The 14,842-nt window shown below is 49.2% G+C and carries 9 protein-coding genes; 4 read left to right on the forward strand and 5 right to left on the reverse strand.

Going from position 1 to position 14,842, the window contains the following annotated elements; genetic code table 11:
• Nucleotides 1-7 precede the first annotated feature (7 nt).
• From D328_RS0122790 to D328_RS0122800, 3 genes are all read right to left on the reverse strand, one after another.
• The gene (locus D328_RS0122790) at nt 8-1,921 is read right to left on the reverse strand and encodes a beta-glucoside-specific PTS transporter subunit IIABC (RefSeq protein ID WP_018887367.1); all 1,914 of its coding nucleotides are present in this window, start codon (nt 1,919-1,921) and stop codon (nt 8-10) included.
• A gap of 176 nt (nt 1,922-2,097) precedes the next feature.
• On the reverse strand, nt 2,098-2,943 hold the full coding sequence (licT, locus tag D328_RS0122795) for a BglG family transcription antiterminator LicT (protein WP_018887368.1): 846 nt from the start codon (nt 2,941-2,943) through the stop codon (nt 2,098-2,100).
• A gap of 180 nt (nt 2,944-3,123) precedes the next feature.
• Entirely contained in the window at nt 3,124-4,545 is a 1,422-nt protein-coding gene (locus tag D328_RS0122800) for a glycoside hydrolase family 1 protein (protein ID WP_018887369.1), read from the reverse strand.
• A gap of 163 nt (nt 4,546-4,708) precedes the next feature.
• On the opposite strand from D328_RS0122800, the gene D328_RS0122805 reads away from it, so the two are divergent.
• Nucleotides 4,709-5,689 carry a LacI family DNA-binding transcriptional regulator gene (locus tag D328_RS0122805; RefSeq protein WP_018887370.1) on the forward strand — a complete coding sequence of 327 codons (981 nt, stop codon included), beginning with the start codon at nt 4,709-4,711 and terminating at the stop codon, nt 5,687-5,689.
• Between the two features lie 180 nt (nt 5,690-5,869).
• Here the strand turns inward: D328_RS0122805 and D328_RS0122810 are convergent, their stop codons facing one another.
• The gene (locus tag D328_RS0122810; protein WP_018887371.1) at nt 5,870-7,570 is read right to left on the reverse strand and encodes an S-layer homology domain-containing protein; all 1,701 of its coding nucleotides are present in this window, start codon (nt 7,568-7,570) and stop codon (nt 5,870-5,872) included.
• 208 nt (nt 7,571-7,778) lie between these two features.
• Nucleotides 7,779-9,239 carry a glycoside hydrolase family 1 protein gene (locus D328_RS0122815; RefSeq protein WP_018887372.1) on the reverse strand — a complete coding sequence of 487 codons (1,461 nt, stop codon included), beginning with the start codon at nt 9,237-9,239 and terminating at the stop codon, nt 7,779-7,781.
• 517 nt (nt 9,240-9,756) lie between these two features.
• On the opposite strand from D328_RS0122815, the gene acnA reads away from it, so the two are divergent.
• From acnA to D328_RS0122830, 3 genes are all read left to right on the forward strand, one after another.
• Complete coding sequence (gene acnA / locus D328_RS0122820) at nt 9,757-12,471, forward strand: aconitate hydratase AcnA (RefSeq protein ID WP_018887373.1); 2,715 nt, start codon at nt 9,757-9,759, stop codon at nt 12,469-12,471.
• Between the two features lie 223 nt (nt 12,472-12,694).
• Nucleotides 12,695-13,645 (forward strand): helix-turn-helix transcriptional regulator, encoded by a 951-nt coding sequence (locus tag D328_RS0122825; RefSeq protein WP_018887374.1) that lies wholly within the window; start codon nt 12,695-12,697, stop codon nt 13,643-13,645.
• A gap of 64 nt (nt 13,646-13,709) precedes the next feature.
• Nucleotides 13,710-14,561 carry a zinc ribbon domain-containing protein gene (locus D328_RS0122830; RefSeq protein WP_018887375.1) on the forward strand — a complete coding sequence of 284 codons (852 nt, stop codon included), beginning with the start codon at nt 13,710-13,712 and terminating at the stop codon, nt 14,559-14,561.
• Nucleotides 14,562-14,842 lie beyond the last annotated feature (281 nt).

Genomic DNA, 14,842 nt, shown 5'->3' on the forward strand with positions numbered 1-14,842 from the left:
TCAAGGCTTAGGCCCTGACGGTATAGAGCAGCTCTTTCTCCTGTACCGTGGAAGCACCGGAGGATTCGATGGAGCTGTAGTTGTGAATGTTGGTAATGATTACTGGAGTAATAGTATCGTAACCCGCCTTGGCAATCTCAACATGGTCGAATTCCATCAGCACATCTCCGACAGATACCTTCGCTCCAGCCTGAACTTGCGGTGAGAAATGCTGCCCTTTGAGCTTCACGGTGTCGATACCGATGTGAATCAGCATCTCAGCACCTGTATCACTTACCAGACCAATCGCATGACCGCTCTTGGACAAGGAGAATACCGTTCCGTTCACTGGAGATACCACACGGCCCTCGGACGGTTGGATCGCCACGCCTTTACCCATAATCTCTTCCGAGAACGCAGGATCATTGACCGCAGACAGCGGCTTCACTTCTCCAGCAATCGGACTGAAAATGTGCTCATCCTGCATTTTCACTTCTTCTGGTGTCTGTACAGCCGCAGTTGCAGCAGACCCACTTGCTACAGCAGAGCTCTCAACAGCTGTAGTCTCGGTAGCAGGAGCTGCCTCTTTCACATCTTCAAAGCCAAGTACATAAGTCAGAACGACAGCCACAGCCATACCAATAACCAGACCCAGGATGGTGTATACGAAAGATGGTCCAATCATGACTGGCAGAGCTGTAATACCTACGATACCACTCATTGCAAAAGCCTTGGCGCCGAAGAAGCTCATGAAGGCACCACCGACAGCTGCACCGATGAGTGCTGCCAGGAACGGTTTCTTAAAGCGCATGTTCACACCGTACATCGCCGGCTCTGTAATACCCATAAATGCCGTAACAGCAGTAGAATACGCTGTGGAGCGAACCCCTTTATTCTTCGTACGCAGACCAACACCGAAAGCACTAGCTGCTTGTGCCATGTTCGCCATCAGCATCAGTGGAATCAGATAATCATAGCCCAGTGTAGCAATAGATCCGATAATGATCGGAGCCAAGGCATAGTGCATACCTGTAATGATAATCAGGGAGAAGGTACCTCCTACAAGCAGACCAGCCAGCAGTCCGGCATTTGCGAACAACCAGGCAATACCATCTGCCAATCCGTTACCTACAACTACACCAAGTGGTCCAACTGCGATCAATGTAATTGGTGCAATGATCAGCAGAGTTACCGTTGGCACCACAATCAATTTCAGGGAAGCATGTGTATATTTATCTACGAATTTCTCAACGTAAGATGCCAGCCATACAGCCAATACAATTGGAATAACCGATGAAGAATACGTTGCTGCCAATACAGGCAATCCAGCGAAGGTCACAGGCTCTCCAGAAGCTAGCAAGGTAATAAGCGTCGGATGGACTATAGCCGCACCAATCGCTGCACCGATATATGGGTTACTTCCCAGCTTCTTCGCTGCACTAAAGCCCAAAATGATCGGGAGGAAGTAGAATGCTCCGTCGCCAATAGCGGACAGAATGGAATGGTTCATGCTGCCTTCGGTCATCCAGCCCATGGAGACCAGCAAGGCTACAATCCCCTTGATCATCCCTGCGCCGACGATGGCCGGCAGGATCGGAGTGAAGATCCCGGAGATGAAGCCCAGCACATCACTTACAGAGCGCTTCTTCTTGACCGGCTCAGTATCGCCTGTGCTTGCTTTTTTCGCATCTGGGGATTTGGACATGTTATTCACCAGCTCGTTATATACCACTGGCACATCGTTACCGATGATAACCTGGAACTGGCCGCCATTCACCATAACGCCCATAACTCCAGGAGTGTTCTGCAATGCTTGCTTGTTCGCAATATTGTTGTCATTCAGGTTGAAGCGCAGACGGGTCATACAGTGTGTGACTTGATCGATGTTCTCTTCTCCACCGACATGCTTCAGTATTTCTTTGGACAAAGCATTTTTATCCATGATGTCTACTCCTTTGAATTTGGATTGGATAGTTCGTAGCATGTGTAGAACTATCCACAGCATGTACAAACAAAAAAACCTAGAACCCCGAATCACCCCGAAGCAATGCAATGCTTGCTTGTCGTGATTCAAAGCCTAGGTTTTGCCTACATTAGTAACAATCCCGTGTTGCTTATTCAATTGGCTTCTCCCCCTACAATCCGCTCAATATGGATCGTGAGGTACAGAATCTCTTCCTTGGACAGATCTCGTCCGTAGATCTTACGAGTATAGCTGCCGATCTTCTCCGCACAAGCAAAAGCTTCCGGATACTGACGACTTACCAGATCATGGAGCATGTTATCCTTGTCCCGCTGCTCAACTGCTGTGCCCTGCAGCACGCGCTGAGCGAAGAACTTCAGATGCGTCAGGAAGCGATAATAACTAAGTGAGTCCTCGTCCAGCTCCACCAGAAAACTGCGTCTGACAATATTCAATATGTCCTTCACGATGTTGGTCATGCTGACCGTCTCGCGCATTTCACCATTCATCCGGGCGTTGACCAAATGCATTGCAATAAAAGCGCACTCATCTTCTGGCAAGGAGACACCAAGCGTCTCTTCGATAATTTGTAGCGCTTTCTCACCAATGGCATATTCCTTACGGTACATCCGCTTGATCTCCCAGAGCAGCGCATTCCGAATCGGAAGTCCCTGTCTATGGCGGTCAATGGCAAAATGGATATGATCAGTCAAGGAAATGTAAATACTGTCGTGCATTTTCTCGGCCAGCACCGTCTCAGCATACCGGACGATTTCATCCGAGCATTCCACATATTCTGCGGGAATATCGGACAGTAAGGTCATCAGCTTCTGTGATACTTCCTTGTTGTCCTGCGAAAAGATTTTCTCGATCTGGTCTTCTTCAATAGTATCGCCAGCATGCTTCTTGAAAGCGATGCCACGTCCCATAACCACAAGCTCGTTCTGGAATGCATCTAATACCGTAACGACATTATTGTTGAGCACCTTCGCAATTTTCATTCCATCACCTTGAACCGTCATAGTATAAAAGGCAAAACCAAAACAGGCATGAATTGAAAATGCCGGTTGCTGGTTTTGCCTGAATGAACAGTAACAATCCAGAGTTATTTGACCGTAACCAATTCTAGCATAACTCTAAGTAAATAACAATGGATGGTGGATTGTTAAAAAGAAGCTCTTCTATTTTTTCAAACTTGCACCGTTAGTAGCAATTACTTCCTTATACCAGTTGAAGGATTTCTTCCGGTATCTTTCCAGTGTGCCCGTACCATCATTGTTGCGGTCTACATAGATGAAGCCATAACGCTTCTTCATCTCTGCTGTGGAGGCACTTACGAGGTCAATACACCCCCAAGGCGTGAAGCCCATTACCTCTACCCCATCCTCAATCGCTTCTCCCACCTGTACAAGGTGATCGTTGAGGTATTGAATGCGATAATCGTCATGTACCGTCTTGTTGCCATTCTCGTCTGTAATCAGCTCATCTACTGCACCCAGACCATTCTCAACAATGAACAATGGCTTTTGGTAACGATCGTAGAACGTATTCAGCACATAGCGCAGTCCTTGCGGATCGATCTGCCAGCCCCACTCACTTGCTTGGAGATAAGGATTCGGTACGCCACCCAGCAGGTTGCCTTCACCAGCAATTTTCTTTTCTGGATCACCTGTCTCACAGATACTCACATAGTAGCTGAATGAGATGAAGTCTACTGTGTTCTTCAGGATTTCTTCATCATCTGGTTCGAAGTGAATGTTGATGTTGTGCTTTTTGAAATAACGGTTCAAATATTTAGGATATTGGCCACGTACATGAATATCAGCGAAGAAGTCGTTCTTGTGAACGGATTCCATCACAGCGATCACATCATCCGGATTAGGAGTCAGCGGATAGGTCGGCATGCTCAGTACCATACAGCCGATCTTGGCTTCTGGCATGATCTCATGGCCGATCTTCACAGCAAGCGCACTGGCTACCAGCTCATGATGAACTGCTTGATACAGATCCTGCTTGGACAGCTGTTCCTTAGGTGTGCTGATCCCGCCGCTCATGAATGGGGCTTCCAGAATCGAGTTGATCTCGTTGAATGTCAGCCAGTATTTAACCTTGTTCTTGTAACGATTGAACAGAGTAGTCACATAGCGCTCATAGAAGCCGACCATCTTACGGTTCACCCAGCCATCATACTCTCTGGACAGATGCAGCGGAGTCTCATAGTGAGAGATCGTTACAAGCGGCTCGATCCCATATTTATGGCACTCGTCGAACAGATCATCATAGAATTGAAGACCTTTCTCGTTCGGCTCCAGCTCGTCCCCCTTCGGGAAGATACGTGACCAGGCGATGGAGGTACGGAATACCTTGAAGCCCATCTCCGCGAACAGCTTAACGTCTTCTTTATAGCGATTGTAAAAATCAATTCCGATCAGCTTCAGGTTGTCCTCGGTAGGCTCCGGGGTTGGTGGAGTCTTGATGCCATTTGGCATAACGTCTTGCACGGACAAGCCTTTGCCGTCAACGTTATAGGCTCCTTCGAGTTGGTTGGCAGCTACTGCGCCGCCCCATAGAAATCCTTGTGGAAATGGTGTGCTCATAATCATGAACCTGCCTTTCGTTAAGTGGATGGATATGAAGCCTATATGACCTCATAGCTCAGGATTTTGCAAAATCAAATGGATTTGCTAGACTTGATTCTAGGCCTGATTCAATTCTAGGTTCTGCAACGCGTTTCATGTCAAGCGACTTTTCCGAAGGAGAATGGAAATGGCTAATTTAGAACAAATCGCGCGGCTGTCGGGCGTCTCCAAAGCCACGGTCTCACGGGTCATCAACGGCTTCCCTCATGTGAGTGCCGAGACCAGACTTCGGGTACAGCAGGTAATCGATGAGATGGACTATGTACCAAATCGTACAGCTGTATCCCTGTCCAAGGGACGGACGCAACAGATCGGACTGGTAACCGGGACCATCAGTGAAGTTATCATGCCGTTCTTGAACGGATTCATTGAGACAGCTAAAAAGCATGATTACCAGACGGTCATTTATTTCACTGGTGATGATCCAGCTACAGAGCTGCAAGCTTTTGAAGATTTAAGGAGTAAGCGGACGGATGCACTCGTGATCGTTACCTGTGCTAACCCACCTTCTCTGCTAAGTACATACAGCAAATACGGCCCCATCGTATCCTGGCAGCGAATGCCCGAGCATGTCATCCCTTCTGTAGCCATGGATCAGGGTATAGGCTACTGTCTGGCGCTCAAGCATCTGCTTGCTACAGGAAGACGCCGTATCGCTCATGCCTTTGGACGCCCTGAAAGTCTCAATACGCAAAGTAGAATGCGCAGCTATGAGAAAATCATGCATGAGCATGGGCTTCCCATCGCACAGGAACTTTATTTTTCTTCTATATATTCTGTTCATCATGGAGAACAATTGATTCAGACTCTGCTTGAGCGCCAGAAGGAAGGTCATGAGCTGCCAGACGCCATATTATGCTCCAATGATTATGTCGCTGCAGGTATTTTGTGCGAAGCACGCAGGCATGGTCTGAGCGTACCGGGTGATCTAGCGATTGTCGGGTTCGATGATAACGAGATATCACGCACACTGGAGCTGACGACGGTACATAACCCGATCAGAGCCCAGGCAGAGCATGCCTTCTACATGCTTGCCCCCACGCTGCTGCATACTGAGCTCAAACAGAGTCAGTTGGAATACAAGCTCATTTTGCGCTCTACAACGTGACGCCACCAGTCTGCTTGGATCTCATGATTACAGAAAAAGACCTGCACAGTGAGTGCTTGAACTCAAGAGCTTGGACTCAAGAATAGTAACTTCTTGAGATGGATCAAGACTGCTGTACAGGTCTCTTATTATTCATTTGACTGCATTAGCTCTACGCGTAACTACACCAGATACAAGTGATTATTTCACTTTATACTGCTGCAAAGACTTCAGGACCTGTGCTGCTTCTTCTACTGTCACCACCTGTGCAGGCTTCAGTTGGCCAGCGCCATTCGCAGGCATAATTCCGAAGCGGCTAACGATCACCGCATTCTGATAGGCCCAATGCTTCTCGGGTACATCCGAATATCCTGTCGTGGAGCCGGGAGACTCCGCTCCCTCTACGCCATTGGACTCCAGCCATTGACCTACAATGACTACCAATTGAGCGCGTGTCACTGCGGCATCTGGAGCGAATTGACCTTGACCTATCCCACGCATTAAGCCTGCCTGGGTCACGGCTTCAATCTCCTGAGTTCGTTCGGTACCCTGAACATCCTCATATAGTCCATATACAGAAGCTGCTACTGGCAGATTCAGCTCTGTGGTCAGCAGTCCTGCAAGCTCTGATCTCGTGATTGGCCCACTTGCTGCTGGTTGCTCCGCTAGTTGCTCTACAACTTCTTCTGAAGTAGTCTCTGTTGAAGGCGTCTCACTGGAATCTCTCTTCTGTGAGAACAGCCAATTGATCATATTCTGATCATTGAAGACAGGCGCCCAGGACCAGTGCTTCATGGCACCGTAGAAACGCTGACTGTCCATAAATTCATCAGTGTATAGCGTTTCCTTCACCTTCGTTGAGCCCAGCTCGGTCAGTGCCTGATAAGCAAGCTTGCTGGTACGGCTGTCCGTAATCGGATCATTCTCCGCATGGACGATCCAGAGGGGCATGTCCACCAGACCTTTCAGCTCCTGCTTGAAAGCATCCACCGGCCCCTTATAGTCTGCAACGGCATCCTTGGCCGCCACTACAATGGCACCTGCGAACAGATCAGGATACTGCATCATGAAACGGAAAGCACCGCCGCCGCCGCTGGATACCCCCGCCAGATAGATACGATCCGGGTCTACCTTACCTTCAGCAACGAGCTTCTGAATCAGCTCATATTGCAGGACGAAGTAATCCTGCATCTTCTTCAGTTGCTCTGCATTGCTATAGATTGCCCAATCATAATTCTTCGGATAATGAACCGCGAGCACAGAGGTATCCTTGCCAGATTCGGTCCAAGTCGTGGCGCCACGATTCTCGGTCAGCTGCTTGATATTATCCGTGCCGACCTCTCCACCACCGTGCAGCCATACAACAAGCGGTTGCGGTCCTGTGGATGCACTCAGCTTCAGTCGATACGGCAGCGTCTCCCCATTGCTTGCTGTGAAAGTTCCAGGCTCGAACTCATCTACAGTACGAATGGATACGCTATCCACCTTGTCTGCATTGAAGGATAGCTCCGGGAACTTCGCATTGGTTACAGCGAATGCGGATACGGTGCCTCCGGGATAACGGAATGGCTTGAAGGTAAGATGGATTCCCTCCTCACTGACAGCGATTTCAAGACCATCATCCTCATAATTGTCCTGCACAATCTCCCCCTGCTCATTTACAGGATAACCGTCATAATTGCCTGTAATATCAAAATCCTCAGCCTGTAGATCAGCATAGCGACTAACATCCGATACTTTGATATCGAAGGACTCCACCATCGTTCCAGCATCCCCGACATACGCCTGGCCTGTAATTTGTTGAACAAACGTCGCTTCTTCCGCAGCAGCAGGTACGATTAGCCCTGCGGTTCCAATGACTGCCGCCAACAGTCCGGTCAAGCTTTTTCTTACCAAATTCATTGCTTATAGCCTCCCTCTCAGGATCACACAGCACACAAAAAAGACGGTCAAAACCAACAAATGGTCGCCCTCATGCGCATCTGCATCTCTTCAGACATGCGATGTGCTTCAGGAGCCATATGTCAGGTTTTGCCCGTCTGTGCGGTTACAATCCTATCGTTGTAATTTCACCTTAACGTAGTATTGGTAGCGCTGTCAATGACTATCTTTACGCCAAATCCTCACCATTGGAGGCAATAACACGCTTGTACCAGTCGAAGGAATCCTTCTTCGAACGGTTCCATGTTCCCTTGCCCTCATCATCCAGATCAACATAGATGAAGCCATAACGCTTGGACATCTCGGACGTCGACATGCTCACCAGGTCAATTGGCCCCCAGCTCGTATAGCCCATCAGTTCAACGCCATCCTTGATAGCTTCCTTCATCTGTTCGATGTGCTTGCGCAGGTAATCAATACGGTACGTATCATGAATAGAGCCATCTTCTTCGACGCGATCGTAGGCACCCAGACCATTTTCCACAATGAACAGCGGCTTCTGATAACGGTCGTAGAAGTTGTTCAGCGTCACACGCAGACCGATCGGGTCAATCTCCCAGCCCCAGTCGGATGCTTCCAGATGCGGATTGCGAACACCACCAATAAGGTTACCTTCACCAACCTCGTCATCCGGATTGGAGGAGCGAGTGATCGTCATGTAGTAGCTGAATGAAATGAAATCCACGGTATTGTTCAGCAGCAGCTCATCATCGCCTGGCTCACGTTCGATTACAATGTTATTCTCAGCAAAATAACGCTCCATGTAATTCGGATATTTACCGCGTGCATGTACATCCGTGAAGAATAGGTTCACCTGATTCTCCCATTGTGCCATGCGTACATCGGCAGGGTTACAGCTGAATGGATAGGTCTCCATGCGAGCCAGCATACAGCCCACTTGGGAGCCTGGAATAATCTCATGTGCCAGCTTGGTTGCTTTTGCACTGGCTACGAATTGATGGTGCAGTGCCTGGTAGGACGTCTGCAGCTTGTTATCCACTTGATCTGTCAATACGCCGCCACCCGTATACGGGCTGATGAGCATGATGTTGATCTCGTTAAAGGTAAGCCAATATTTTACTTTGTCCTTGTAACGCTTGAATACTGTCTCTGCATATCTCACATAATGATCTACAACTTCACGGCTAGCCCAGCCATTGTACTTCAAGGTCAGACCAAGCGGTGTCTCATAGTGAGACAGCGTTACGAGTGGCTCGATCCCGTGCTTCAACAGCTCATCAAAGACGTTGTCATAGAATTGCAGCCCCGCTTCGTTCGGCTCCGCATCGTAGCCATTAGGGAAAATACGTGCCCAGTGAATGGACATCCGGAATACTTTGAAGCCCATTTCAGCGAACAGCGCAATATCTTCCTTATAGCGGTGATAGAAATCAATACCGTCACGCTTAGGGAAACGAGCCTCGACTTCACCGTTCAGGATTTGCTGAATACGCTCGGTAGTCATCTCCATAGCATGAACGCTTCTACGCTGGTCCTTAGGCACCAGTGCGATCATGTCTGCGGTGGACAAGCCCTTACCGTCAGCATCAAATCCACCTTCCAGCTGGTTAGCCGCAGTAGCGCCTCCCCACAGGAAATTTTTGGGAAATCCTTGTTTTGCTGCACTCATTGATAACGACCTCTTTTCTACATTAATATGGGCTTTTCAGGATTCCCGGCAAAATGTGTTGCGTAACTACTTGTCAACTATGCCCGAAAAACAAGAAAAACCTAAATCCAAGGTACAAACAACTCCCCCGGTCTAGGGAATTACTTCTACCATCGATTTAGGTTTTGCCTGATCACCAGTTACAATCCTCGTTCGATGAAATTATAGTAGATGAAATTATAGTAATGACACTCATTCGGAAGCATACTATTGACTCAATCTGTCTACATACTACGTCATAAACGCATTGATCTGAATAAAGTCACATTCATAAAAATACTGGCTGGTTCTGGAACTAAATATAGCGTAGCATAGGCTCTCCACAAAAGCAATTTGACTGCTAATAATGGTGTCTTTAGGCAGTCGAATCAAGGCTAAAAGGCCTTTACGAACAGCTATGAAAACGGTATACTTAACTCATGGTGATTTTTGAAATTATGTTTCATCTGATGAAACAACTTCATGAGGAGGTTCATTCATGCCAGGACAAGACCAGTTCTCTATTGCCCGTAACCTAGAGGTTAACGGACAATCTTACCGCTACTACAGTCTTAAGGCACTTGAAGAGCAAGGAGAAGCAGGCGTAGCTCAGCTCCCATTCTCAATCAAGGTATTGCTGGAAGCGGCGCTTCGTCAGTTCGACGGACGTGCGATTACCCAGGATCATGTCAAGCAATTGACGAATTGGGCAGCTGATCGTGATGCGAACAAAGAAATTCCCTTCATTCCTGCACGTATCGTATTACAGGACTTCACAGGCGTACCTGTCGTAGTCGATCTTGCGGCTATGCGTGACACCGTGAAGAAAGCTGGCGGTGATCCGAAGCAGATCAATCCACTCGTACCGGTCGATCTCGTTATTGACCACTCCGTCATGGTTGATGCCTTCGGTAGCAAAGATGCGCTGGATTACAATATTAATGTAGAATTTGAACGAAATGAGGAGCGTTATCGCTTCCTGCGTTGGGCTCAGACAGCATTCAACAATTTCCGTGCTGTACCCCCTTCAACCGGAATCGTGCATCAGGTGAACCTGGAGTATCTGGCTTCTGTCGCAGCCACGAAGACAATCGATGGCGAGACTGTTGTATTCCCTGACTCTCTGGTAGGGACAGATTCCCACACCACCATGATTAATGGTCTTGGTGTCGTAGGCTGGGGCGTAGGTGGAATCGAGGCTGAAGCAGGTATGCTGGGCCAGCCGCTATATTTCGTAACTCCTGACGTTATTGGCTTCAAGCTTACAGGTAGCCTCTCCGAGGGTGCAACAGCAACAGACCTTGCGCTGACCGTTACTGAGATGCTTCGCAAGAAGGGTGTAGTAGGTAAATTCGTTGAATACTACGGCCCAGGTCTCGCTAATATCAGTCTTGCTGACCGCGCAACCGTAGCGAACATGGCTCCAGAGTATGGTGCTACGATTGGCTTCTTCCCGGTAGATGCCGAGACGCTCGCTTATCTGCGCAGCACAGGCCGCTCCGAAGAGCAGGTAGCGCTGGTAGAACAATATTACAAAGCACAAGGCATGTTCCGTACAGCTGACACTACTGATCCAGTATTCACGGATACCATTGAGCTGGATCTCGCGTCGGTAGTGCCGAGCCTTGCTGGACCGAAGCGTCCGCAAGACCGCATTGAGCTTGCACATATGAAAGAGAACTTCGAAAGCATTATCCGTACCCCTGTAGACAAGGGCGGATACGGCCTGAGCGATGAGAAGATTGCACAAAAGGTTGCTGTAGCTCATCCAGATGGCTCCAAGAGCGAACTGGCTACTGGTGCGGTAGTTATCGCCGCGATCACTAGCTGCACCAATACCTCCAACCCAAGCGTTATGCTGGGTGCAGGTCTGCTTGCGAAGAAGGCTGTAGCACGCGGTCTGGTGAAGCCAGGCTATGTGAAGAGCAGCTTGACTCCAGGCTCCCTGGTCGTAACCGAGTACCTGCAAAAAGCAGGGCTCATCGAGCCGCTTGAAGCACTTGGCTTCCACGTAGCTGGCTATGGCTGCGCGACTTGTATCGGTAACTCCGGTCCATTGCCAGATGAAGTGAGTCAGGCAATTGCTGATAATGACATGACTGTAGCTGCCGTATTGTCCGGTAACCGGAACTTCGAAGGTCGCGTTCACGCCCAGGTCAAAGCGAATTATCTCGCTTCACCTCCGCTCGTCGTGGCTTACGCCTTGGCTGGCAATGTCAATGTCGATCTGCAGAATGATCCGATCGGCTATGATCAGGAACAGCAGCCTGTCTATCTGAAGGATATCTGGCCGACTTCCGAGGAGATCAAGGAAGCGATCAGCTTGTCCCTTAGTCCGGAAATGTTCCGCAGCAAGTACGAAAATGTGTTCACGGCCAACGAGAAGTGGAATGCAATCGATGTACCGGAAGGCGAGCTGTATGAGTGGGATGAGAAGTCCACTTACATTCAGAATCCACCATTCTTCGAAGGTCTGCAGGATGGTGTTCAGGACATTGCAGAGATTCGTAATGCACGCGTACTCGCCCTGCTCGGCGATTCTGTAACGACTGACCATATCTCTCCAGCAGGTAATATCGCCGTGAACAGCCCAGGTGGCAAATACCTGACTGATAACGGCGTCGAGCGCAAGGACTTCAACTCCTACGGCTCCCGTCGTGGTAACCATGAAGTGATGATGCGTGGTACCTTCGCGAATATCCGTATCCGCAACAACGTTGCTCCAGGAACCGAAGGCGGCGTAACCAAGTATCTCCCTACAGATGAAGTCATGTCCATCTACGATGCTTCTATGAAGTATCAGGACGGCGGACAGAATCTGGTCGTTATTGCAGGTAAAGAATACGGTACAGGAAGCTCCCGTGACTGGGCAGCGAAGGGTACCTTCCTGCTGGGCGTCAAAGCAGTCATCGCGGAGAGCTTCGAGCGGATTCACCGCAGTAACCTCGTAGGTATGGGTGTACTGCCACTCCAATTCCAGGAAGGCTATGGCTGGTCCAGCCTTGGCATTAATGGTACAGAGACGTTCGACATCCTGGGCATCGACAACGAAGTGAAGCCTGGTCAGGCACTCACTGTTGTAGCGAAGCGTGAGGATGGTACCAAGTTCGAATTCCCTGTCACGGCTCGTCTGGACAGCACGGTAGACATCGATTACTATCGTAACGGTGGTATCCTGCAGACGGTACTGCGCCAGATGATCAAGAACAACTAAATCTATAATCAGAATTATGGATAGCCCCTGATACTGATACAAAGACAGCAGCAGCTCATTCCGATGTTGGGATGAACTGCTGCTTTTCTTTGTCAATGATTTATACTGTATAGAACAAGCTTAGCTCAATGTCACAAGAGCCACCGGCCAGGGATACTTCAACACTTCAATACTTGAATAATCTATAAAATACACAAATGACACTCAGGAGGTCATCCATACTATGAAAATTGATCGGCTGCTGGCCATTGTCATGCTATTACTGAAGCACCGGAGAATGCCCGCCCGGCAGCTGGCAGATCGCTTTGAAGTCTCCCTGCGTACTATTTACAGGGACATCGATACGCTAAGTCAGGCCGGAGTGCCTGTCGTGACCTATCAGGGCATGAACGGCGGGATCGGACTAGTGGAGGGTTACCGTCTGGATCATACCCTGCTCACCGATCAGGATCTAGCTGCGATCACGACAGCTATTCGTGGCCTCAGTACATCCATGCCAGATCAAGAGCAAATGCTGCTGCTAGACAAAATCACCCAGATCATCCCTCCCTCCAAAACCGAGCAATTTCGCATTCAGACCGAGCAACTGGTCGTAGATTTATCGGACTGGGGTGGACACCGGGAACTACCTGAAATGCTGGGACAAATCCGAGCAACCATTGCCGACAGCCATATGCTCCATTTTAGCTACAGGAATGCTGACGGACAGTCCACTATGCGAACCTTGGAGCCTCACACCCTTGTACTAAAGAAAAACCAATGGTACGTATATGGCTACTGCCACCTTCGCTGCGAATTCCGTTTGTTCAAGCTGTCACGTATGAAGGACGTTCGGCAGGGACCAGACACCTTCATCCGTCGACCGCTCGCTGTGGAGGAGCTGCCTTGGCAGCAGGATTGGGGCAAGCCAGAGCAGCAGGTGGACATCGTTCTCCGCTTCCATCCTAACGGAGTACATCTCGCCGAGGAATGGTTCCCTCTGGAGCAACAACAACAGGACGCTGCTGGCTACACCCGGGTGTACGTATCCATGCCCGAAAATGACTGGCTTTACAGCTTCATACTAAGTATCGGAGCAGTCGCTGAGGTACTGGAGCCTCCTGCCATTCGGCAGCGAGTTCATGAGATGGTGCTGGACATGCAAAAAAAGTATAGCCTTCCACCAGTAACCTGACAGAAAGCTGTCATATTTCAACCTCTACACTATTCATGAATAATGAATACAGGAGGAATTACATATGAATATCCATTGTCAAAGCTGCGGTATGCCGATAGACGACCAAGACCTGAGAGGAAGCGAGCTGAATGGCAGCACCTCCATAGACTACTGCAAATACTGCTATACAGACGGTAGCTTCACCGAGCCAAACGCTACGCTTCACAGCATGATTGAAGGTTCTTTACCCTACTTGGTGGAGGACGGATGGACCGCTGAGAACGCCCATGCGATGCTGCTTGAATTTTTGCCTACACTTAAGAGATGGTCCGGCCCCAAGGGGTCTTCCCCAGCACTCGGTATAATTGTTGACACACTACCAACCTTTGGTATCATGCCTTCGCCGCGTGCACCATGGTTCGTGAAGCTTGAGAGCTTTGTCTTGGGAGGAATCGCAGCACGCACCTCCAACAGCGCAGAGACAGACAATGCGGGCCATGAGGGGCTCATTCCTCGCTTATGGGGTCAATTCACGCAGGAGAACATTCCGGGACAGATCCCGGGATATATTCCAGGTCAACCGATCTACGGCTGTTACACGGACTATGAGGACGGGGTAAACGGTGCTTATACCTTACTGCTCGGCACTAGCATGGCTCCAGCAGACGTACCAATACTACCGCAGGGACTAGTCTCTACATCATTGCCGTCAGCTGACTATGCTGTGTTTCGTACTGCGAATGGGCCCCTCGCACAAGTCGTTTTCGATACCTGGCAGCACATCTGGGCTTGGACCGAAGTAGCTGCACAGCACGGAATCCATCGGACATACACAGGAGATTTTGAGCTTTACGATGGAAGTGGCTCGGACCCACACGTAGAGGCTGACATTTATGTTGCGATCCAGCGCAGCGAAGATGATCCTACTGAATAGCTCCCAGCCCCGGCCTGTACACACAGCACTTTCTGCAAGCCACATACAGCTTATAGACCGCAAATGATATGCCTTACTTCATGTGAAAGGCGCTTCCCCTAGGTCCTAGAAAGCGCTTCTTTTCCAAAGGCCTATAGACCTCTTTGATTACTAGTCAATTCCACCTATATTCATACAACCTTCCCAAGTCCACCACAAGATGATTAAGACCATTTTACCCTTTTCCCCGAAAAGGGTTTTCCTTTATTTAATTATGGGTAAAATAGGGGACACCCTAACGA

The sequence above is a fragment of the Paenibacillus massiliensis 2301065 = DSM 16942 genome, from assembly GCF_000377505.1.
Classification (GTDB): domain Bacteria; phylum Bacillota; class Bacilli; order Paenibacillales; family Paenibacillaceae; genus Paenibacillus; species Paenibacillus massiliensis.